The sequence below is a fragment of the Aliivibrio fischeri genome (genome assembly GCF_009727955.1).
Lineage (GTDB): Bacteria > Pseudomonadota > Gammaproteobacteria > Enterobacterales > Vibrionaceae > Aliivibrio > Aliivibrio fischeri_A.
Map to the genome: position 1 here is coordinate 63,080 of NZ_WOBR01000007.1, position 24,040 is coordinate 87,119.

At 39.9% G+C, this 24,040-nt stretch carries 19 protein-coding genes and 2 tRNA genes; 3 read left to right on the plus strand and 18 right to left on the minus strand.

Annotated elements, in window-relative coordinates; genetic code table 11:
* Position 1: 1 nt before the first annotated feature.
* From rimP to rlmE, 8 genes are all read right to left on the minus strand, one after another.
* Positions 2 to 457 (minus strand): ribosome maturation factor RimP, encoded by a 456-nt coding sequence (gene rimP, locus GNP81_RS10970; RefSeq protein ID WP_005417676.1) that lies wholly within the window; start codon positions 455 to 457, stop codon positions 2 to 4.
* Positions 458 to 621: 164 nt separating this feature from the next.
* Positions 622 to 698: transfer RNA gene (locus GNP81_RS10975), tRNA-Met, on the minus strand.
* 69 nt (positions 699 to 767) lie between these two features.
* Positions 768 to 852: transfer RNA gene (locus tag GNP81_RS10980), tRNA-Leu, on the minus strand.
* A gap of 9 nt (positions 853 to 861) precedes the next feature.
* Positions 862 to 1,194, minus strand: a complete 333-nt coding sequence (gene secG / locus GNP81_RS10985; protein WP_005417674.1) for a preprotein translocase subunit SecG — start codon at positions 1,192 to 1,194, stop codon at positions 862 to 864.
* A gap of 151 nt (positions 1,195 to 1,345) precedes the next feature.
* Entirely contained in the window at positions 1,346 to 2,683 is a 1,338-nt protein-coding gene (gene glmM / locus GNP81_RS10990) for a phosphoglucosamine mutase (RefSeq protein WP_155674744.1), read from the minus strand.
* 48 nt (positions 2,684 to 2,731) lie between these two features.
* Complete coding sequence (gene folP, locus GNP81_RS10995; RefSeq protein WP_155674745.1) at positions 2,732 to 3,568, minus strand: dihydropteroate synthase; 837 nt, start codon at positions 3,566 to 3,568, stop codon at positions 2,732 to 2,734.
* A gap of 68 nt (positions 3,569 to 3,636) precedes the next feature.
* A complete protein-coding gene (gene ftsH, locus GNP81_RS11000; RefSeq protein WP_155674747.1) occupies positions 3,637 to 5,610 on the minus strand; it encodes an ATP-dependent zinc metalloprotease FtsH in 1,974 nt (657 codons plus the stop codon).
* Between the two features lie 85 nt (positions 5,611 to 5,695).
* Positions 5,696 to 6,325 (minus strand): 23S rRNA (uridine(2552)-2'-O)-methyltransferase RlmE, encoded by a 630-nt coding sequence (rlmE, locus tag GNP81_RS11005; protein ID WP_005417666.1) that lies wholly within the window; start codon positions 6,323 to 6,325, stop codon positions 5,696 to 5,698.
* A 118-nt stretch (positions 6,326 to 6,443) separates the two neighbouring features.
* Between rlmE and yhbY the strand changes: the two genes are divergently transcribed.
* Positions 6,444 to 6,740 carry a ribosome assembly RNA-binding protein YhbY gene (gene yhbY / locus GNP81_RS11010; protein ID WP_155671999.1) on the plus strand — a complete coding sequence of 99 codons (297 nt, stop codon included), beginning with the start codon at positions 6,444 to 6,446 and terminating at the stop codon, positions 6,738 to 6,740.
* A gap of 99 nt (positions 6,741 to 6,839) precedes the next feature.
* On the opposite strand, the gene greA is transcribed toward yhbY, so the two are convergent.
* Positions 6,840 to 7,313: a transcription elongation factor GreA gene (gene greA / locus GNP81_RS11015; protein WP_011261251.1), complete on the minus strand. Its 474-nt coding sequence runs from the start codon at positions 7,311 to 7,313 to the stop codon at positions 6,840 to 6,842.
* A gap of 588 nt (positions 7,314 to 7,901) precedes the next feature.
* On the opposite strand from greA, the gene ompU reads away from it, so the two are divergent.
* Together ompU and dacB are read left to right on the plus strand one after the other, a co-directional pair.
* The gene (gene ompU / locus GNP81_RS11020) at positions 7,902 to 8,867 is read left to right on the plus strand and encodes a porin OmpU (protein WP_196587438.1); all 966 of its coding nucleotides are present in this window, start codon (positions 7,902 to 7,904) and stop codon (positions 8,865 to 8,867) included.
* A gap of 144 nt (positions 8,868 to 9,011) precedes the next feature.
* Complete coding sequence (gene dacB, locus GNP81_RS11025; protein WP_155674750.1) at positions 9,012 to 10,418, plus strand: serine-type D-Ala-D-Ala carboxypeptidase; 1,407 nt, start codon at positions 9,012 to 9,014, stop codon at positions 10,416 to 10,418.
* A gap of 106 nt (positions 10,419 to 10,524) precedes the next feature.
* Here dacB and carB read toward each other — a convergent pair whose 3' ends face one another.
* The 9 genes from carB to murJ all read right to left on the minus strand — a co-directional run bounded on the left by carB (position 10,525) and on the right by murJ (position 23,847).
* Positions 10,525 to 13,755: a carbamoyl-phosphate synthase large subunit gene (gene carB, locus GNP81_RS11030; RefSeq protein WP_012533127.1), complete on the minus strand. Its 3,231-nt coding sequence runs from the start codon at positions 13,753 to 13,755 to the stop codon at positions 10,525 to 10,527.
* A gap of 17 nt (positions 13,756 to 13,772) precedes the next feature.
* Positions 13,773 to 14,912, minus strand: a complete 1,140-nt coding sequence (carA, locus tag GNP81_RS11035; protein WP_155674752.1) for a glutamine-hydrolyzing carbamoyl-phosphate synthase small subunit — start codon at positions 14,910 to 14,912, stop codon at positions 13,773 to 13,775.
* Positions 14,913 to 15,504: 592 nt separating this feature from the next.
* Complete coding sequence (gene dapB / locus GNP81_RS11040; protein ID WP_155674754.1) at positions 15,505 to 16,314, minus strand: 4-hydroxy-tetrahydrodipicolinate reductase; 810 nt, start codon at positions 16,312 to 16,314, stop codon at positions 15,505 to 15,507.
* A gap of 72 nt (positions 16,315 to 16,386) precedes the next feature.
* On the minus strand, positions 16,387 to 17,331 hold the full coding sequence (gene ispH, locus GNP81_RS11045) for a 4-hydroxy-3-methylbut-2-enyl diphosphate reductase (protein ID WP_155672004.1): 945 nt from the start codon (positions 17,329 to 17,331) through the stop codon (positions 16,387 to 16,389).
* A 24-nt stretch (positions 17,332 to 17,355) separates the two neighbouring features.
* The gene (gene fkpB / locus GNP81_RS11050) at positions 17,356 to 17,784 is read right to left on the minus strand and encodes an FKBP-type peptidyl-prolyl cis-trans isomerase (protein WP_011261245.1); all 429 of its coding nucleotides are present in this window, start codon (positions 17,782 to 17,784) and stop codon (positions 17,356 to 17,358) included.
* Positions 17,785 to 17,854: 70 nt separating this feature from the next.
* On the minus strand, positions 17,855 to 18,370 hold the full coding sequence (gene lspA, locus GNP81_RS11055) for a signal peptidase II (protein ID WP_005417644.1): 516 nt from the start codon (positions 18,368 to 18,370) through the stop codon (positions 17,855 to 17,857).
* Entirely contained in the window at positions 18,370 to 21,228 is a 2,859-nt protein-coding gene (ileS, locus tag GNP81_RS11060; RefSeq protein ID WP_155674756.1) for an isoleucine--tRNA ligase, read from the minus strand. The genes lspA and ileS overlap by 1 nt, the downstream gene beginning before the upstream one ends.
* Before the next feature lie 36 nt (positions 21,229 to 21,264).
* On the minus strand, positions 21,265 to 22,197 hold the full coding sequence (gene ribF, locus GNP81_RS11065; protein ID WP_155674757.1) for a bifunctional riboflavin kinase/FAD synthetase: 933 nt from the start codon (positions 22,195 to 22,197) through the stop codon (positions 21,265 to 21,267).
* Between the two features lie 90 nt (positions 22,198 to 22,287).
* Complete coding sequence (gene murJ, locus GNP81_RS11070; protein WP_336495449.1) at positions 22,288 to 23,847, minus strand: murein biosynthesis integral membrane protein MurJ; 1,560 nt, start codon at positions 23,845 to 23,847, stop codon at positions 22,288 to 22,290.
* Between the last annotated feature and the right edge of the window lie 193 nt (positions 23,848 to 24,040).

The window sequence follows — 24,040 nt, forward strand, 5'->3', positions numbered from 1 at the left end:
CTTAAAATTTAGGAACTAAGTTCGCCTTTGAAATGTTGCTTAACGCAAATTCTTCATTGTTACCATCAACTGTAACCGTAACAATCTCACCGTTAACTTCAAGGATGTCACCTTTCCATTTACGACGGTTATTCATCGGCATCTTTAATACAAGGCTGACCTCGTGACCAACAAATTGTTGATAATGTGCTGCTTTAAACAGTGGACGTTCAAGACCTGGAGACGAAACCTCTAGGTTATATGCTACTGTAATTGGATCTTCTACATCCATTACTGCACTGATTTGACGACTGGCTTCTGCACAGTCTTCCACAAAGATGCCATTTTCATGGTCGATGAATACACGTAGTGTTGAGTGTTCACCCGCACGTACGAATTCTAAACCAACCAATTCATAACCTAAAGCACCAACAGGAGCCTCAAGCATTTCTGTTAGTTGTCTTTCTAATCCTGTCATTGATATCCCCTGAAAACAAAAAAAGGGCTCAAGGCCCAATTCTTAAAAAACAGTCTGTTTCAGATAGCAAAAAACCCCGTAATTGCGGGGTTTAATACTGCTGGACCCTGAATGCCACTTGCGTGACTTACTTAAATAATAGCAATAACTCTTATTTAAGTAATTGGTTGCGGGAGCCGGATTTGAACCGACGACCTTCGGGTTATGAGCCCGACGAGCTACCAAGCTGCTCCATCCCGCGTCCGAAAAGAACAAAGAAATTATAGTTTCTTTATGCTTTTATTACAAGAATCAGATTCTCGTCTGAATATGGTGCCGAGAGAGGGACTTGAACCCTCACACCATAAGGCACTAGCACCTCATGCTAGCGTGTCTACCAATTTCACCATCTCGGCTAAATTCTTTTAAAGAGGAACGTCGCTGTCTTCAGTTGCAGGAACATCGCTCGCGTTATCAGTTACTTGCTCTGTCGCTTGTTGATCTAGTTTAAGATCAAAACCTTCAGATTTATGCGTTGACATGTTGCCTAACGCTAAACTGATAACAAAAAATACTGTTGCACAAATTGCAGTCATTCGGGTTAAAAAGTTTCCAGAGCCACTAGAGCCAAATACAGTATTTGATGCCCCAGCCCCAAATGAAGCTCCCATATCTGCGCCTTTACCGTGTTGTACCAATACTAGGCCAATTACACCGACTGCGGCAATCAGATAAATCACAAGTAGAATCGTATGCATTCCGTCACCCATGTATCTAATTAATGTACCGGTAGCCTATTGGCAACACCAGCGCCCTCTCAATTAAGAGGCCGAAGGATATTAACCAAACTAGGCTACTATGACAAGTTAAAATTAACAAAAAACGTTCAATTTCATTTAATTGCTCAAATTAGCAGCTTTCTTTCACTGCATCCGCAATTTGCTGCGCATATTGTGTCACTAATTCCGCATCTTCACCTTCAACCATAACGCGAATTAAAGGCTCTGTACCTGACTTACGTAATAATACGCGGCCATTATCACCTAATTTAGCTTCCACATCAGCTTGAGCGGCTTTTACTGCTTCCGATTCAAGAGGATCATTATCTCCCACAAATCGAACATTTACTAAAATTTGTGGGAACATACTCATGCCATCACACAATTCTTTTAATGACATTTTACTACCAACAATAGATGCTATAACTTGAAGCGCTGCAACAATCGCATCACCCGAAGTTACTTTATCTAAAAGGATAACATGACCTGAATTCTCAGCACCAATTAGCCAATTGTTTTCTAAGAGTTTTTCCATTACGTAGCGGTCACCAACATCTGAACGAACAAATGGAATACCAAGATTACGTAAAGCAACCTCCATACCCATATTTGTCATCAATGTACCAACCACGCCACCTTTTAACTCACCACGACGTAGCGCGTCACGAGCGATGATATACGCAATCTGATCACCATCTACTTTTTCACCAAACTCATCAACCATGATGATACGGTCACCATCACCATCAAATGCCACACCAAAATCCGCTTTTTCTTCAACAACTTTAGCTTGAAGAGCACGAACATCAGTAGCTCCTACTTCATGATTAATATTGGTTCCGTTTGGCTCACAACCGATGGTTATGATCTCTGCACCTAGTTCTTTAAATACATTAGGAGCAATATGGTATGTTGCACCATTTGCACAATCGATAACGATTTTTAAACCAGCAAGACTTAATTCTTTAGGGAATGTACTTTTACAGAATTCAATGTAACGACCCGCGGCATCATTAAGACGAGAGGCTTTACCAAGTAAAGCGGATTCAACACATGTCATGGGCTTATCAAGCTCTGCTTCAATCGCCATTTCAACGTCATCAGGAAGTTTTGTTCCTTCTGATGAGAAGAATTTAATACCATTATCGTAGTATGGATTGTGAGAAGCTGAAATAACAATACCCGCTTCAGCACGGAATGTTTGTGTTAAATAAGCAACAGCAGGAGTTGGCATTGGACCTGTAAATTTTGCTTTTAAACCAGCTGCTGCTAAACCCGCTTCTAATGCTGACTCTAACATGTAACCAGAAATACGCGTATCTTTACCGATAATCACTTTTTTAGTGCCTTGTTGTGCAAGCACTTTTCCGGCAGCCCAGCCAAGCTTCATAACAAAATCAGGTGTGATAGGTGCTTGCCCTACTAATCCTCGAACGCCATCGGTTCCGAAATATTTACGTTCAGCCATGTTGTACTCCATGTTTTTTTTAATAATTTATTTAAATTGAACAATTCTTTAATGAGAAGATTGTTCTAAAGTTGCTTGGCAAACCTTTACGATATCCATCGTTTGTTCAAAATCATGAACACGAATAATTTGTGCCCCTTTCATGGCAGCAATCGTTGCACAAGCCAAGCTACCAGATACTGCCATTTTCGGCTCTACATCTAGTAACTTAAAAACCATCGATTTTCTCGACATTCCAGCGAGAAGCGGTAAACCGAATTGATGAAAACGCTCTAGCTCAGCAAGAAGCTGGTAATTATGCGCCAAGGTTTTACCAAAACCAAATCCAGGATCGAGAATTAACTTATCTTTTGCGATACCAACCGATTGGCATGCATCTATTCTTTCACTTAAAAAACTCGATATGTCGGTAAATAAGTCTTGATAAGAAGGATTAGTTTGCATAGTTCGAGGTTGCCCTTGCATATGCATTAAACAAACAGGAACATTTGCTTTTGCTGCGACTTCCAAGGCATTCGGCTCTTGTAGCGCTCGAACATCATTAATTAAATCAGCACCGGCTTTTACTGCCTCTTCCATAACAACAGCCTTACTCGTGTCGATTGATATCCATGTATCAAAACGTTGATGAACCGCTTCAATAATCGGTAATACACGGTCTAACTCTTGTTGCAATGAAACTTCTGGAGCACCTGGTCGCGTTGACTCACCGCCAATATCAATAAAACTTACTCCAGAATTGACCATTTTTTCGGCTTGCTTAAGCGCAGCATCTAAATGGGTAAACTGGCCACCGTCAGAAAAAGAGTCAGGTGTTACGTTAAGTATTCCCATGACATGAGAGCGATCTAATAAAAGGGATTTATTTTTACTTATTAGTTTCATTACTCTACACCTTTAATAAATACAAAAACCCCGAGCATAACTCGGGGTTTCATTTATCTTATTTCATCTTACTTTTCAGATGATTCAGAATCGTTTTTTGTTTCATCAGTTGAAGTTGGTTGCTCTTTTGTTTCTTCAACCTTCTCTTCTGCTTTTGATTCTGTTTCTTCTTTTTCTACTGGTGCTTCAGTCTTCGCTTGAGGTTGTGGGTTATTATCACCCCAACCCTGTGGTTCACGAATATCAGCTTTACGATCCATTAGATCATCAATCTGACCTGCATCAATGGTTTCAAACTTCATCAACGCATCTTTCATTGCATGCATGATATCCATGTTATCTTCAAGGATCTGTCTTGCACGAGCATAGTTACGATCAATGATAGTACGGATCTCTGCATCAATTAATTGCAGTGTTTCTGGAGAAACATGCTTAGATTGATGAGAACCACCGTGACCAGAGAACGGGTCGCCTTGATCTTCTGCATAAAGTAGAGGACCTAGAGCATCAGAGAAGCCCCATTGCGTTACCATTTTACGAGCAATATCTGTTGCTCGTTCAATATCGTTCGACGCACCAGTTGATACTTTATCAACACCGTAAATCAATTCTTCAGCTAAACGACCACCATATAAACTCGAAATCATCGATTCTAAATGTTGGCGGTTCATACTGATACGATCTTGCTCTGGTAAATACATAGTTACACCCAACGCTCGACCACGTGGAATGATAGATACTTTGTATACTGGATCATGTTCAGGAACTAAACGACCAACAATCGCATGGCCTGCTTCATGATATGCTGTTGATTCTTTAGTTTCTTCAGACATAACCATTGATTTACGCTCTGCGCCCATCATGATTTTATCTTTCGCTAATTCAAACTCAACCATTGAAACAACACGCTTATTGCCGCGCGCCGCAAACAAAGCCGCTTCGTTTACTAAGTTAGCTAGATCTGCACCAGAGAAGCCAGGAGTACCACGAGCAATCAACGATGGTTCTACGCCAGCACCTAGTGGTACTTTACGCATATGAACTTGAAGGATCTGCTCACGACCACGGATATCAGGTAGACCCACAACAACTTGACGGTCAAAACGACCTGGACGTAGTAATGCTGCATCAAGTACGTCTGGACGGTTAGTCGCAGCAATTACAATGATGCCTTCGTTACCTTCAAAGCCATCCATTTCAACTAGCATTTGGTTCAATGTTTGCTCACGCTCATCATTGCCACCACCAACACCAGCACCACGTTGGCGACCTACAGCATCGATTTCATCAATGAAGATAATGCAAGGTGATGATTTTTTCGCTTGTTCAAACATATCACGAACACGTGACGCACCAACACCAACAAACATCTCAACAAAATCAGAACCAGAAATTGAGAAGAAAGGTACTTTTGCTTCACCGGCGATCGCTTTTGCAATCAAAGTTTTACCTGTACCTGGAGGACCAACCAATAAAACACCCGTTGGAATTTTACCACCCAGTTTTTGGAAACGGCTTGGCTCACGTAAGTAATCAACTAACTCTTTTACGTCTTCTTTTGCTTCATCACAGCCAGCAACATCATCAAATGTTGTTTTGATTTGCTCTTCTGTCATCATCTTGGCTTTGCTCTTGCCAAAGGACATCGCTCCTTTGCCACCGCCGCCTTGCATTTGACGCATGAAGAAGATCCAAACACCAATAAGAAGAATCATTGGGAACCACGAGATGAAGATAGACTCAAGTAAGCTCTGCTCTTCTGGTGGTGTACCTTTAACGATTACATTTTGGTTAATTAGGTCATCAAGCAACTTAGGATCTTGGAATACTGGCATATATGTTACGTAACGAGTGCCGTCACGCTTCATTACCTTAATCTCACGATTATTAAAGGTTGCTTCTTGTACTTGACTATTACCTACTTCTTTAACAAAAGTCGTATAGTCAATTGAACGACCAGAGCTATCACCTGGTCCAAAACTCTGGAATACCGACATTAAAACAACAGCGATAACCAGCCATAATATTAGATTTTTTGCCATGTCACTCAAGGTGTTAACCCCGCGTTAACTAAATAGATGAAAGACAGAGTACTACAGTTTATATTCTGTATCTACTACGTAAAACTTATCCTTTGTAACCAGTCGCTACAATATATACTTCACGTGAACGAGCACGTGATGAATCAGGCTTTCTGATTTTTACTACTTTGAACATATTACGCACTTCTTGCAAGTACTGATCAAAGCCTTCGCCTTGGAATACTTTTACAGTAAAGCTACCATTTGGTGCAAGAACTTGACGACACATATCCAAAGCTAACTCAACTAAGTACATAGCACGAGGCTGATCTACCGCTAAGTTACCACTCATGTTTGGCGCCATATCAGACATTACTACATCAACCATATCAGGTTGAATTCGTTCTAATAGTGCATCCAATACTGCTTCTTCCCTAAAGTCCCCCTGTAAAAAACTTACGCCAGCAATAGAGTCCATTGGCAAGATATCACAAGCGATTACTTGCCCTTCATCACCAACTTGCTCTACTGCATATTGTGACCAGCCACCTGGAGCTGCACCAAGGTCAACTACCGTCATACCAGATTTTAAAAGCTTGTCTTTATTTTGAATTTCTTCAATTTTAAAAATAGCACGAGAGCGATAACCCCTTTTTTGAGCCTCAAGAACGTATTTATCATCAAAATGTTCTTTTAACCAGCGACCAGAGCTCGCTGAAACTTTATTCTTACTCATGCATTACCTAAAAATACTTAATTAAAATTAGAAGACTGCAACAAAAAATAGTCTTCCTGCTTAGATGGCGTTAGAATAGGCTGTTTTCAACCCTTAATATAGAAAAAATCGGGTATATATGAACCTAAGCACAAAACAGAAGCAATACCTTAAAGGTCTTGCTCACAACCTAAAACCCGTTGTATTGATGGGTGCAAATGGTCTAACAGAAGCTGTAGTAGCTGAGATTGAAATTGCACTTAATCATCACGAGTTAATTAAAGTTAAAATCGCTTCTGAAGACCGTGATACTAAACAACTGATTGTTGAAGCAATTATCCGTGAAACAGAAGCTGAAAAAGTTCAAGTTATCGGTAAAACACTTGTTTTATACCGTCCTAGCGAAGATCGTAAAATCGAAATTCCTAGAAAATAATTTCTTTCGTTTAGTCTAAAGAAATTAAAAAGGCCGTAGTAGTTATCTTTAAAGTAGAGTTAACTATGCGGCCTTTATGTTTCATACAAATAATAAATCTTAAATGTAATCTACAGCGTCAATCTCGAACTCTTTCGTACCACCAGGAGTTTGAATGTTTACTTCATCCCCTTCCATTTTACCAATCAAGCCACGAGCAATCGGTGAATTTACAGAAATTCGGCCTTCTTTAATGTTAGCTTCATCATCAGCAACGATTTGGTATTTCACTTCTTCGTCTGTATTCACATCAATTAAAGTCACTGTTGTACCAAAAATAACTTTACCAGTGTTTGTCATTTTAGTTACATCAATAACCTGCGCTACAGATAACTTATATTCAATATCACGGATCTGAGCTTCACAAATACCTTGTTCTTCACGCGCTGCGTGATATTCAGCATTTTCTTTTAAATCGCCTAGCTCACGAGCTTCACCGATCGCTTTTGAAATCAAAGGACGACGCTTTAATAATACTTCTAATTCATCACGCAGTAGCTTTTCGCCACGTACCGTCATTGGTACCTTATCCATATTTATATACCTCTAGAGCTGAAATCAGAAATTCAGCAAATAAAAATCCCACCAAAGGCTCTCAATAAACAGACTATTGAGCGTAGACCTTAAGTGTTTCTGTTAAATATTAATTTCCTCTAGTTTAAACAAAGAAAGTTTTTTTATCACCTATCTATTGTTTGTTTCTGCGAATTGTTTTCAAAAATGACGAGTACGCAAATTAAGAAGTCCGTCTCAAATATTGAATATCAACAATTTAAACCATGTAAATTTAAATAAAATGAGAAGATGCTCACATAAAGATTCAAAACAAAAATCAAAAAAACATAAATTTACATTTACTGCAAAAATCAGACAAACTTTCTTCCATTTACGTAACCAACTGAAAAATAACGATCAACATCACACAAAAATAATAAAAAACGCTGTTCAATTGCACTTTTTAGATTGTTTTACTAACCTTTTTGTGCCTTTACACATGAAAATAGTCTTATTGAAACAGTGAAGGTAACTGACGGTAATTCTTAGACATAAGAAGTTATAAACAGTTCGTTTCATTTAAAATGGAAATTAATCTCCTCCACCCTTATAGGAATTAGAATAATGATGAACAAAAAAGTATTAGCTCTAGCAGTAGCAGCAATTACTTCAGCTGGTGCAGTAAACGCAGCAGAACTTTATAAAGATGAAGCACAATCTATCGAAATGGGCGGCCGTGCAGAAGCACGTCTAGCTATGAAAGATGGTGACGCAGCAGATAACACTCGTGTACGTCTAAACTTTAAAGGTACTACTCAAATTTCTGACGGCCTATACGGTGTTGGTTTCTGGGAAGGTGAATTCACAACTAACGATGCTGTAAATCCAAACGGCAACCTTGAAAACCGTTACACATACGCTGGTATCGGCGGTAACTTCGGTGAAGTAACTTACGGTAAAAACGATGGTGCTCTAGGTGTTATCACTGACTTCACTGATATCATGGCTTACCACGGTAACTCTGCAGCATACAAACTAGCAGTAGCTGACCGTGAAGACAACGCAATTGCTTACAAAGGTCAATTTGGCGATTTCGCATTCAAAGCAAACTACCGTTTTGATGATGCTGCAGCTAACCAAGAAAGCAACGACGGCTTCTCTACTTCTGGTATCTACGCATTCGGTGACTCTGGTTTCAAACTAGGTGCTGGTTACGCTGATCAAGGTACAGACAACGAAGCAATGGTTGCTGGTTCGATGACTATGGGCGACTTCTACTTCGCTGGTACATTCACTACAGGTGAAGTTGTTGACCTAGACTACACAGGTTTCGAAGTAGCTGGTGCTTACACAATGGGTAAAACTGTATTCACAGCGACATACAACAACGCTGACCACGATACAAACGCTCTAACTGTTGCTAACAACAAAAACGCTGACAACTTTGCTGTTGATGCTACTTACTTCTTCAACGCAAACTTCCGTACTTACATCTCTTACAACCTGAACCTTCTTGATGACGATGCATCAAAAGGTATCACTAAAGCGATGACAGAAGACGAAGTTGCTCTAGGTATGCGTTACGACTTCTAATCAGTCTTAACCCTTACTTAAAAATAAAGCGCTCACCTCGGTGGGCGTTTTTTATTTGTGACTCCTTCTGAAATTTTTCTAATTCATTACACATCATTATCAACAGACGTTAAGATATCTCATTATTTTCAAATTGAGCTCATCATGTTTTTTTCTCGTTACTCCCTTATCGCACTCAGTCTTATTTCTTTTTCAAGTATTGCTGATATCAAAGAGACACTTTCATCTCTCCCTTCTGGTAGCAGAACCGCTATTACAGTCGAAAATCTACAATCAAATAAGATAGAGTTTCAACAAAAGCAAGATGAACTATTACCACCGGCAAGTACCTTAAAAATTGCCACGGCATTAGCGGCTCGTTTAGCTTTAGGGACTGAATTCACTTTTACAACAACATTATATAAAGCGGATAAAGATGTTGTTTTGACTTTCTCTGGTGATCCTTCCCTGTCACGAAAGCAACTTTCTGAACTATTTAATGATAGTGAACTAAAAGCCATTCAAGGTAATTTATGGCTCGATGGGAGTATCTTTACTGGATATGAGCGAGCTGTCGGCTGGCCTTGGGATATTTTAGGCGTCTGTTATAGCGCACCATCAAGTGCATTAAGTATTGATGAAAACTGCGTTCAAGCTTCAATCACCACTCATGAGGATGGAAGTACCAGAGTCTTTGTACCTATTCATCAACCTATCTCGTTTTCTAGCTATGCTAAAAGTGTGAGTAGAGAAGAACAAAAATCGACGTTCTGCGACTTAGAGTTAACCACTCAAGGTAACCATTATGAGCTAAATGGCTGTTTAGTTAAGCGCAATAAGCCTCTGCCATTGAAATTTGCGGTGCAAGATACAAGAGATTTCACAAAAAGAACCGTATCTAAAATCCTAGCTGAGCATAATATTAAACTTAATGGTGAAATTCGCTTTGGTGCACCAAATACTGAATTAACCAACTTAAATGTATTAGCACAACATAACTCTAAACCATTAATGGAATTGTTGGACCACATGCTCAAAAAGTCTGATAACCATTATGCTGATAACTTAACTAAGATGTTAGGCCATTTAAATTACCAGCAACCAGGTAGCTTCACTAATGGTACAGCTGCAATTAAAGACATCTTATTAAAACAAGCGAATATTGATTTAAGTAATGCCATATTAGTTGATGGTTCTGGCTTATCACGTAATAACCGTATGACCGCTAATCAAATGAAAAGCATTCTTCAATTCATTCATCAATACGATAAAGAGTTAGGTTTAATTAAACTATTACCAACCTCTGGAGTTGATGGGACCCTAAAATATCGTAATAGCATGCGTAAAGAGCCAATTAAAGGCAGCATGAAATCCAAGAGTGGCTCACTGTTTGGTAGCTACAATATGGCAGGATTTGTTGGTTTAAATAATAAAGAGCCTCAATTATTCGTTCAATTTGTTGCAGATTATCACCCTATTGCAGCAAAAGAAGGAGCAACTCCAGTTGAGCGACCAATAGATACCTTTGAGAAAAGCTTTTACCAAGAATTAATTGAATTATCAAAAGACTAAAGCTTTCTAGCAATCGTAGGAAACAAATAAAAAATCCCGAAGAACTCTCATTCTTCGGGATTTTTATCATTACTTAACTAATATTATGACTTAGTCTATTTCGCGATTAAGCGTATTTAGCTGCCACTTTTGCATGAAGCTCTTGAACAGAGTTAACCGTTTTACGGTCATCCGCTTCATGAGCTAAACAGCTAGCAAATGCTGCATTTAGCGTTGTTGTGTAGTTTACTTTCTCAGCCAGTGCACCACGACGTAATACTTTAGAGTCTTCAATCGCTTGACGACCTGCTGCAGTATTAACGATGTAGGTGTACTCACCATTCTTGATACGGTCAAGAATATGAGGACGGCCTTCGTGTACCTTGTTTACTAGACGTGGGTTAATACCTGCTTCGCCAAGAATAACCGCAGTACCGTGAGTTGCGTCCAACTGGTAACCCAATTTAACAAGATGTTTAGCTAAATCAACAACTCGTTTCTTATCGCCTTCACGAACTGAAAGCAATGCACGGCCGCCTTCTGGATATTCTTTACTACAACCTAGTTCAGCTTTAGCAAATGCTTCAGCAAACGTTGCACCCACCCCCATAACTTCACCTGTTGAGCGCATTTCAGGGCCTAACAGTGGGTCAACACCAGGAAACTTGTTGAACGGTAACACCACTTCTTTAACTGAGTAGTATGGTGGGATAATCTCTTTAGTAAAACCTTGAGACTCTAACGATTGCCCCGCCATTACACGCGCTGCAATCTTAGCTAATGGAGCACCAGTTGCTTTCGATACGAATGGAACCGTACGAGCAGCTCGAGGGTTAACTTCGATTAGATATACTTTGTTATCTTTAACAGCAAACTGTGTATTCATTAAGCCACGTACACCTAGCTCGAATGCCAGCTTACGTACTTGATCACGCATTACATCTTGGATTTCTTCGCTCAAGGTGTAAGCAGGAAGAGAACATGCAGAATCACCAGAGTGAACACCCGCTTGTTCGATGTGTTCCATGATACCGCCGATAACCACTTGCTCACCATCGCAAATCGCATCCACATCCACTTCAATTGCATCATCAAGGAAGCTATCAAGAAGTACTGGAGATTCATTTGAAACACTTACTGCTTCATTGAAGTAACGACGTAAATCTTGCTCGTCATATACGATTTCCATCGCACGACCACCAAGAACATAAGAAGGACGTACGACTAGTGGGAAGCCGATTTCTTTTGATTTATCAATCGCCTGCTCCATCGTAGTAACCGTTGCATTTTCTGGTTGAAGAAGCTCTAAACGGTCTACTGCAACTTGAAAGCGTTCACGGTCTTCTGCACGGTCAATAGCATCAGGGCTTGTACCAATAATTGGAACACCTGCCGCTTCAAGAGCACGAGCCAGTTTAAGTGGCGTTTGACCACCGTACTGAACAATCACACCTTTTGGCTTTTCAACACGAGCAATCGCTAATACATCTTCCAGAGTTACTGGTTCAAAGTATAGACGGTCAGATGTATCGTAATCTGTAGAAACGGTTTCAGGGTTACAGTTAACCATGATAGTTTCGTAGCCATCTTCACGTAGTGCTAATGATGCATGTACACAACAGTAATCAAACTCAATACCTTGCCCGATACGGTTTGGACCACCACCTAAGATCATGATCTTATCTTTGTCTGTTGGGTTTGCTTCACACTCTTCATCATAAGATGAGTACATGTAAGCCGTATCTGATGAGAACTCAGCAGCACACGTATCCACGCGCTTGTATACAGGGTGGATATCATGTTGGTCACGCAGGCGACGAATTTCACTCTCACCAACACCTAATAGTTTAGAAAGACGCGCATCAGCAAAACCTTTACGCTTCAGTTTACGAAGTGCATCTGCAGTTAAGTTAGCAAAACCGCCCGCTTTAACCGCTTCTTCTTCTTTTACTAAATCTTCAATTTGAACTAGGAACCAACGGTCAACATTCGTTAGATTAAACACACCATCAACAGACATACCCGCACGGAACGCATCAGCGATATACCAAATACGCTCAGCACCTGCATCCTTCAGTTCATGACGAATTTTTGTTAATGCATCAGGAGCATCTAAATCAACCATCTCATCAAAACCAGTCGCACCTACTTCTAGGCCACGAAGTGCTTTTTGTAGAGATTCTTGTTGGTTACGGCCGATAGCCATCACTTCACCAACTGATTTCATCTGTGTTGTTAGGCGATCGTTAGCCCCTGCGAATTTTTCGAAGTTAAAGCGAGGGATCTTAGTCACAACGTAGTCAATCGTTGGTTCAAATGACGCAGGCGTTGCACCACCAGTAATGTCATTCATTAACTCGTCAAGCGTAAAGCCGATTGCCAGTTTTGCAGCAATTTTTGCAATTGGGAAACCTGTTGCTTTAGACGCAAGTGCAGATGAACGAGATACACGGGGGTTCATTTCAATGATAACCATACGGCCATCTTTCGGGTTAATACCGAATTGAACGTTTGAGCCACCCGTTTCAACACCAATCTCACGTAATACTGCTAGAGAAGCATTACGCATTAATTGGTATTCTTTATCGGTTAACGTTTGTGCCGGCGCTACTGTGATTGAGTCACCCGTGTGAATACCCATCGCGTCAAAGTTTTCAATTGCACATACGATGATACAGTTGTCGTTCTTATCTCGAACCACTTCCATCTCGTACTCTTTCCAACCAATTAGTGATTCATCGATTAGAAGCTCATTGGTTGGAGAAAGATCCAAACCACGGCGACAGATTTCTTCAAATTCTTCTTTGTTATAAGCGATACCACCACCAGTACCACCCATTGTAAATGACGGACGAATGATACATGGGAAACCAACCATATCTAACACTTGATATGCTTCATCCATTGTTTTTGCAGTATCAGCACGAGGACATTCAAGACCAATTGATTTCATTGCTTTATCGAAACGAGAACGGTCTTCCGCTTTATCAATTGCATCAGCCGTTGCACCAATCATTTCAACACCGAATTCAGCAAGAACACCGTGCTTTTCTAAATCAAGCGCACAGTTTAATGCTGTTTGACCACCCATTGTTGGTAATACCGCATCTGGACGCTCTTTTTCGATGATGTTACGAACCACTTCCCAATGAATTGGTTCAATATAAGTTGCATCAGCCATATCTGGGTCAGTCATGATTGTTGCAGGGTTAGAGTTCACAAGAATAACGCGATAACCTTCTTCACGAAGAGCTTTACACGCTTGTGCACCAGAGTAGTCAAATTCACATGCTTGGCCGATTACGATTGGGCCTGCACCTAAAATTAGAACGCTTTTAATGTCAGTACGTTTTGGCATTTTATTACTACTCCGAATTAAGCTTTATGCTGCTGAATCAATTCAATGAAATGGTCAAACAATGGCGCTGCATCATGTGGACCAGGGCTTGCTTCAGGGTGACCTTGGAAGCTAAAGGCAGGCTTATCTGTACGATGAATACCTTGTAGCGTGCCATCAAATAATGATTTGTGTGTTGCACGTAGGTTTGTTGGAAGTGTTTCTTCATCCGCAGCAAAACCGTGGTTCTGTGCAGTGATCATAACAACATCACGATCTAAGTCTTTTACTGGGTGGTTAGCACCATGGTGACCAAACTTCATTTTTACCGTTTGTGCACCAGAAGCTAGAGCTAGAATTTGGTGACCAAGACAGATACCAAAAATTGGTAAGCCTTTTTCTAAAAATACTTTTGTTGCTTCAATTGCATATGTACATGGTGCAGGGTCACCAGGGCCATTTGATAGAAATACACCATCAGGGTTCATTGCGAGAACGTCTTCTGCTGGAGTTTGTGCTGGAACAACCGTTAGGCGACAACCGCGGTCTACTAACATACGTAAAATATTACGTTTAGCGCCGAAATCGTAAGCAACAACGTGGAATGGTAATTCACTGTCTGCTTTTTCTTCTGGCAAACCGCCAGTCAATGTCCAAGAACATTGCTTCCATTGGTAAGCTTCAGAAGTCGTTACTTCTTTTGCTAAATCCATGCCTTTAAGACCTGGAAACTCTTTTGCTTGAGCAAGCGCAAATGCTTCATCTAAATTAGTGCCCGCTACGATACAACCGTTTTGAGCACCTTTTTCACGAAGAATACGAGTCAATTTACGAGTATCAATATCAGCGATGCCGACGATATTTTGAGATTTAAGATATTCAGAAAGAGTTTGTTCACTGCGGAAGTTTGAAGCTAGGAGAGGGAGATCGCGAATTACAAGGCCTTGAGCGTGGATTGAAGAAGATTCTTCGTCTTCGGAATTGATTCCGGTATTGCCAATGTGGGGATAAGTGAGAGTAACGATTTGTTGAGAATAGGAAGGATCAGTGAGAATTTCTTGATACCCCGTCATCGAGGTATTAAAAACGACTTCACCAACGGCCGAGCCATCTGCTCCAATCGATTGACCGTGGAACACTGTCCCATCTTCTAGGACTAACAGCGCTGATTTACTCAAGACAACCTCCAAACATAATAATCATTCATTTCACATCAATATATATGCAAAACTATTTTTTTAAAACCCAAAAAACAAACTACAAGCTCGATTTTTGACAAATTGGCGAAATTCTAGAGATGTATAGATTAACTGTCAACCAAAAACACATTATTAAATAACTTTTTTGGCTAACTCAAGGTGAAATTCAAAATACAAGGCTAAAAACAGAACTTTCAAAGCTAAAATTGATGCTTTTTTATCCATAATGGATTTTTGCATCATAAAAGTGTTTTTTATAATGAGAAATTTAAATACAAGATCAAAGCAAACGATAAACAATAAAGAAAACACTCAAAAACAAGACACTCAGGTAAAATTAGCACCCAGAACCACAAAATAATAAATGTTATTTGTGTGGTTTATTTTAAAACAAGAAGAAGTTGTATTTATAAGAACAGAGTAAATAAAGATATACCGAGCATTACTCGTGAATAACAAGTGATTATAATAAATTAAAGACAATAATGAATATCATCAACCCAAATGATTAGTTATAAAATGATTTAGTTAAAAAAAAGCCCGAATCACATTGATTCGGGCTTAATAATAATTAAATCTGATCCAAATTTAATACATCATGCATAGTGTAAAAACCGGGTTCTTTTTTATGAAGCCAGTGAGAAGCCCTTACGGCACCATTTGCAAAGGTCATACGATCAGTAGCTTTGTGAGTTATTTCAACTCTCTCACCAATATCAGCAAACATAGCAGTATGCTCGCCGACAATATCACCAGCACGAATGGTAGCAAAACCAATTTCATCTTTGGTTCTTTCACCTGTAATGCCTTCTCTAGCATATACAGCCACATCTTCTAATTTGTTCCCCATGGCTCCAGCTATCGCCTCTCCCATTCCAATTGCTGTACCTGATGGTGCATCGACTTTATAACGGTGGTGAGCTTCAACAATTTCGATATCGCAATAATCACCCATGACTTTTGCTGCTTTTTCTAGCAGTTTAAAGACAAGGTTTACACCAACACTGTAATTTGGAGCCATAACTACTGGAATTTCTTTCGATGCTTGGTCAATAATTTCTTTACCAGGTTCGCTAAAACCAGTAGTACCAATAACAATCGCTTTATTATATTCTTGGCAAAGTTCTATGTTTTTTAATGTTGAAATAGGAAGTGTAAAATCAATAATGACATCAAAGTCATCGGTCACTTTAGCTAAATCATCAACAATAAGAATGCCTGATTTACCTAACCCAGCCATTTCACCAACATCAACCCCAATAAGGCTAGACTCTGGACGCTCACTCGCTGCTGCAAGTACAGCAAACTGAGAACCATTTACTGCTTTAATTAAGTTGCGACCCATTCTTCCTGCTGCGCCAGCAATTGCTACTCTTACCATTTTGATCTCCGCTTCTTTAAATTCGCATCCTTGCACTTTATCTTAAATTCTTATTCACGACTATGTGAAGTATTAAGATACCGTTTTGATTTGCAATTCTTTTGGTACTTCAAAAAACATATTTTCTTCACGACCTGTTAACTCTTCAACGGTCATGCCACCAAATGCTTTTACTTGTTCAATAATTTGATTAACCAATTCTTCAGGAGCTGAAGCTCCAGCAGTAACGCCAACTTTAGCTTGGTCTGTTAACCATTCTTCTTTAAGATCTTCAGGACAATCAATTAAATAACTCGTTGTCCCTAGTTTTTCAGATAATTCGCGTAAGCGGTTTGAATTTGAAGAGTTTTTAGAACCGACGACAATCATCACATCCACTTGGCTTGCCATATCACGCACCGCATCTTGACGATTTTGTGTTGCATAACAAATATCGTCTTTACGTGGCCCTTGAATGTCAGGAAATACTCGACGTAATTCATCAATCACATCAGCGGTTTCATCAACAGATAATGTTGTTTGGCTTACATAGTGAAGATTCGATGGATCTTTTACATTTAATTTAATTACGTCATCAGGTGTTTCAACTAAATACATTCCAGCAGAATCACTTGCATACTGCCCCATTGTACCTTCGACTTCTGGATGTCCTGCGTGGCCAATTAATACAACTTCAATATTTTTCTTACTTGCACGAGCCACTTCCATATGCACTTTTGTCACTAATGGACAAGTTGCATCAAACACAGTTAATGCACGTTCTTTCGCTTCTTTACGAACGGCTTGTGAGACACCATGAGCTGAAAAAATAACAATATTATCGTCAGGTACTTCATGCAATTCTTCAACAAAAATAGCACCGCGTTGTTTTAATCCTTCAACAACAAACCGGTTATGTACTACCTCATGACGAACATAAATAGGTGCTTCATATAACTCTAAAGCGCGTTCAACAATGCTAATGGCACGATCTACACCTGCACAAAAGCCACGAGGATTAGCTAATACTATTTTCATTTTTTATCTCTTTATTGTGTTGGATTAACCAACCGCTACAATCTCTACGTCAAAGATAACATCTTGACCTGCTAATGGGTGATTAAAATCAACCGTCACTGAGTCGCCAGCAATCTCTGTAATAATGCCTGGGATATCCATTCCATCAGGACCACTGAAAGCCATAATAGTACCGACTTCAGCCGCAGCATCACCAACAAAACGATTACGATCCATATGATGTATATTATCAGGATTTGGTAAACCAAATGCATCTTCAGCACATAATTCAATGCTTTTAGCTTGCTCGGCTTCTAAACCAAGTAAACATTTCTCAAAATTTTCACTTAAGCTACCATCACCCATAGTAAATTTTGCAGGTTTACCTGAACTGTGTGTACTATCCGCAACAGAGCCATCTTTTAATTTTATGGTGAAATGTAGGGTAACTTCACTGTTATTTTCTATTTTCATTTCAATCTTTCCTTGAAAAAAAACGCCACTCGACTGCTCGGGTAGCGTTCATTAATTATGCTTATGAGTTTTATTGCTCTTTTTTACCAGAGCGGAGGCCATCTAAAATGATCAACCCCGCACCGATGCATATGGCAGCATCTGCTAAATTGAATGCTGGCCAATGATAATTACCCCAATAAAAGTCAAGGTAATCAACAACAAAACCATGAACTAAGCGATCAAAAACATTACCAATTGCACCACCAATGATCAGTGCATAAGCAATATTATTTAATTTATCTTTTTGTGGTGCTTTACGCATCCAATAAACTAACAAACCACATACGCTAATAGCAATGCCAGTAAAAAACCAACGTTGCCAACCAGCTTGATCACTTAAAAAGCTAAATGCAGCACCATAGTTATGAACGTAAAGAAAGTTGAAGAAAGGCAATACTTCAATACGGTTTGCCCAACCATAACCCATCTCTTTCATCACAAATAATTTGATGCTGATGTCTGCCATAAAGATGATCCCCGCTAGCCATAGCCAGCGGAGTCCTGATTCTTTAAGCAGCGGTAATGTTTTCTTATCGCTAGTCATTATGCAAATTTACGCTCTTCGCCTTCGCCGTCAATGTTAGATACACAACGACCACATACTTCTTCGTGACCCTCGATAGTACCAACATCAGCAACATGGTGCCAACAACGCTCACACTTCGCAGCTTCAGAAGCAACAACGTCAACAAACAGACCATCTAATTCTGTTGCTTTCGCTGATTCTGTTTTTTCGCTAAATGGTTTAACCGTTGCCGCTGAAGTTAGAAGAACAAAACGTAGTTCGTCTTCTAATTTGTTGATTTTAGCAATTAATGCGTCATCAGCGTATAGCGTTACTTCTGCTTGAAGTGCACCACCAATCACTTTCTCACCGCGAGCCGCTTCAAGCAATTTATTCACAGAAGCACGAACCGCTTGGATTTCAGTCCAGAATTCATTATTGAACTCTTCGCCTTCAGTAAGATCAAACAGGCCTTGGTACCATTCACCTGTAAATACGAATTTCTCGCGCTCACCAGGCATTTCATTCCAGATTTCATCAGCGGTAAATGACATAATTGGAGCCATCCAACGAACCAATGCTTCTACAATGTAGTAAAGTGCAGTTTGACAACTACGTTGAGCGTGACCGCCCTTCTTCGCTGTGTATTGACGATCTTTAATTACATCTAAGTAGAAAGAACCCATTTCGATTGAACAGAAGTGCATCAAACGTTGAGTTACTTCATGTAGGTTGTATTCATCGTAAGATTTGATGATCTCTTGTTGCGCAGCAAATGCACGACCTACAGCCCAACGATCTAACGCTACCATTTCTTCTGCAGGAACAATATCTGTTGCAGGGTTAAAACCACTTAAGTTTGCTAAGAAGAAACGAGCTGTGTTACGAATACGACGGTATGCATCAGCTGAACGTTTTAGAATTTCATCAGAAACCGCAACTTCGTTAGTGTAATCAGTAGAGGCTACCCATAGACGAAGAATATCAGCACCTAGTTTGTTTGTTACATCTTTAGGTGCAACAACGTTACCAATAGATTTAGACATCTTACGACCGTTACCATCCACCACGAAACCGTGTGTTAGTACTTGACGGTAAGGTGCTTTACCTTTCATTGCTACTGATGAGATCAACGACGATTGGAACCAACCACGGTGTTGATCTGAACCTTCTAGGTAAAGATCTGCGCTGTGCGTTCTTTCTTCTTCTGGGAAGTTGTATTCTTCACGAGAATCAACAACTGAGAAGTGAGTAACACCTGAATCAAACCATACGTCTAAAGTATCTAGAACTTTTTCGTAGTTTGCAGCATCTTCTTCACCCATAAGCTCAGCGGCATCAACATCCCACCATGCTTGAATGCCTTTTTCTTCAACTAGTTTCGCTACTTTCTCAATTAGCTCTAGTGAATCAGGGTGTAATTCAGCTGTTTCTTTATGTACAAATAGAGCAATTGGCACGCCCCAAGTACGTTGACGAGAGATACACCACTCAGGACGACCTTCGATCATGCCTTCGATACGGTTTTGACCCCACTCTGGCATCCACTCAACACTCTTCACTTCTTCTAGCGCTTTTGCACGAAGACCCGCTTGATCCATTGAGATGAACCATTGTGGTGTTGCACGGAAGATGATTGGCGTTTTGTGTCTCCAACAATGTGGGTAGCTGTGTTCGTACGCATGATGATGCAGTAATGCACCTTTTTCTTTCAATACTTCAAGTACTGAATCGTTCGCTTTGAATACATGCTGACCAGCAAACAGTTCAGTATCAGGAAGGTATACACCATTTGAACCTACTGGGTTTGCGATTTCTAAATCGTATTTTTTACCAACCACGAAGTCTTCTTGACCATGGCCAGGTGCTGTATGAACAATACCTGTACCTGAATCAGTTGTTACGTGTTCACCTAAAATTGCAGGAACCGTAAAGTTGTAGAATGGGTGGTTAAATTGAAGAAGCTCTAAATCAGAACCTTTAGCAAAACCTAGGTTATGGTAATGTTCGATGTTTGCACGATCTAATACTGACTTAGCCAGTTCAGATGCAAGGATCAGACGTTGTGCTTTTTGCTCACCGTGTGCTTCTACTTGTACTAATACGTATTCAAGATCTGCGTGTAATGCCACAGCACGGTTTGCAGGAAGAGTCCAAGGTGTTGTTGTCCAGATAACAACAGATAATTCACCTTCACCTTGATGACCTTCAGGCGTACTGAATTTCGCTAATGTCGCGGCTTCGTCTGCTGCAACAAAACGTACGTCAATTGATGGAGATACTTTATCTTGGTATTCAACTTCAGCTTCTGCTAGCGCCGAACCACAATCTGTACACCAGTGAACAGGTTTGAAACCTTTCAATAAGTGGCCTTGGTCAGCAATTTTACCTAAAGAACGAATAATGTTTGCTTCAGTACCAAAATCCATAGTGCGATAAGGTTTATCCCACTCACCCATAACGCCTAAACGTTTGAAGCTTTCTTTTTGACCTTCAACTTGGCCTGCCGCATATTTACGACATTCTTCACGGAATTCAGCAGCTGAGATCTTTTGACCCGGCTTACCTTTTTTCTTTTCTACCATTAATTCAATTGGTAGACCGTGACAGTCCCAGCCTGGAACATATGGCGCATCGAAACCAGAAAGTGTTTTCGACTTAATAATAATGTCTTTAAGAATCTTGTTTAGTGCGTGACCAATATGAATGTCACCATTTGCATAAGGAGGGCCGTCGTGTAATACGAACGATTTCTTACCTTTTTTCGCTTTACGGATTTCACCGTAAAGATCTTCATCATACCAACGCTTAAGCATTTCTGGCTCACGATTAGCCAAGTTACCACGCATTGGGAATCCTGTTTCTGGCAGGTTCAAGGTATCTTTATAGTCACTCATTGATTCTTAATTCCGTTACTTGGGCGAAATGAAATGTTATCTATTTTCAGACAGCCACACCCGCGCTGCCTGAGAATCTAATTCTATTTGTTGTTTTAGAGCGTCAAAAGACTCAAATTTATGCTCGTCTCTTAATTTATAAAGCAATTCAACATCCAACTGTTGGCCATAAAGGTTTCCTTTATAGTCAAAGAAGTGAACTTCAAGTTGTTGACGAGCGCCATTTACCGTTGGGCGATGACCTATATTGGCAACACCACCTAATTGTTTCCCTTCGCTATCTTTAGCTTGCACAACATACACGCCAGAGACAGGAGAAACACAACGTTTTAATGGGATATTCGCTGTAGGAAAACCTATGGTTCGTCCTAACTTTCGACCGTGGGATACACGGCCAGTAATACTATAATGTCGCCCTAGCATGGTTGCGACATCATCGAGTTTATTATGTAAAAGTGCAGAACGTATTGCAGTACTGCTTACTCGTTGTTGCTGTAGGCAAAAACTTTGTGTGTTCACCACTTCAAAGCCATATTTTTTACCTGCTTCTTGCAACATGGTAAAATCTCCCTTGCGGTGTTTACCAAAACAGAAATCATCACCAACAACCAGAAACTTAACACCCAATAGCCTCACCAACAAGTCTTCGACAAACTCATCAGCACTTTGTTCTGCAAATTTCTGGTTAAAATTAATACATAATAAACGTTCTATTTCTAGCTTTTTAAGTTGAACAAATTTATCTCGTAAACGAGTTAATCGTGCCGGAGCCTTTTCTTTTGCAAAAAACTCCATAGGTTGAGGCTCAAAAGTCATTACGACAGACGGTAAGCCTAGCTCTTTAGCTTTAGACTTAACTTGTTGTAATACTTGCTGATGTCCTAAATGAACACCATCAAAATTACCTATCGTCATTACGCAGCCTTTATGGTCTGGCGTAATATTGTGAATACCTCGGATTAATTCCATTATCTCAATATCAATTTATTCGCTTAAAAAAACTGACGAATTATATACTAATGTACTCATTCAAACCACTGAACAAAAGCAATTCTTAATTTAGACCGATGCTCTTAAATGACGAGGACGCAATCCAAATACCACCGCAGTGATCAAGTAAGAAGTCGCACCTAAACCGATAAAGGCAAATAACATCATTACTCGCTTAGCCAAATCCCACTCTAACCAAATACTCATGCTTGGCATTAACCACAGTAAGATTGATACCATCACACCGCCTGACACAATTAACTTCAATACAAAAAATACCGTCTCTTTTGATAATTTATATACATTTGCTAAATGCAGTCCTCGATATAAGAGAACCATGTTAACTAATGCGGACAATGCTGTCGCCATAGCAAGACCAACATATCCATAAAAATAAGCAAAAATAGCATTAAAGAACATGTTCGTTATCATAGCTATAATGCCGTAACGTACTGGTGTTTTAGTATCTTGACGAGCGTAGTAACCAGGGGCTAATACCTTAATTAACATAAAGTTCAATAAACCAGATGCGTAAGCCAATAAAGACAGAGATGCTTGGTGTACATCATTTGGAGAAAACTCACCACGCATAAACAAAACCATAAGCATTGGTTTAGCCAATACCATCAAACCAAGCATGGCGGGAATGCCAAGTAAAATCACCATTCTCACCCCCCAATCCATGGTCTGTGAAAAACCATCACCTTCCGCATCAACATGTTTACGCGATAATGCTGGTAATATTACGGTTGCAATAGCAATACCAAATAACCCTAATGGAAACTCTAACAAACGATCTGAATAATATAGCCAACTGATCGAACCCGTGGCTAAAAAGCTAGCAATAAAGGTATCAAACAATAAGTTAATTTGGCTTACTGATACACCAAATAATGCTGGGATCATTAAGGTTCTTATTTTAACTACTCCAGGATCATTCCACCCCCATTGTGGGCGAACCAGCATCTTTGCTTTATATAAGAAAGGCAATTGAAACAAAAATTGAATTAAACCACCTAAAAAGACACCTATTGCTAAACCAATTTCTGGCTGCTCCAAATTAGGAGAGACAAAATATGCACACGCAATAATAGCTATATTAAGGAAAACAGGTGTAAAAGAAGAAACGGCAAACTTACCAAGAGTGTTTAAAATTGCGCCCGACAAGGCTACGAATGTAATAAACCATAAATAAGGAAAGGTAATTTTTAAAAGAAAGCTGGCCAACTCAAATTTAGGTGCTGCTGGACCATCATTTAACCAATCCATAAACCAACCTGCACCAAACAATGCAGTGACAACGCCCGAACCAATAATACCAAAGAAGGTAACTATGGTAACAAGAACCCCAAGCGTTCCCGAGGCTTTTGCGATTAATTCTCGCGTCTTATCATCGTCTCCACTGGCATGATATTCAGTTAAAACAGGGACAAATGCTTGAGAAAAAGCACCCTCTGCAAATAGACGACGTAAAAAGTTGGGGATCTTATTTGCAAAGAAAAAAACATCAGCCGATGCTCCTGCGCCCATAAGATTTGCAACCACGACATCACGGACTAAACCGAGAACTCGAGACACTAAAGTCATTATACTGACGATTAAGCCAGAACGTAAAAGTCGTTTACTCACAAAAAAAACCTCATAAAGATGGTAATGATGACCATAAAGAGCTTACTAACTGGAAAAAATGCTGTTAGAATGCACGTCATCTTAACCGTGTTTTGCCAGTTTCATCAAACTTTTGTTTGAGACAGCTTGGTTTTTACACAAATCATTTGACATTTGGGTTCAAAGGGTGCATATTTCCCGACCTTAAATTGTC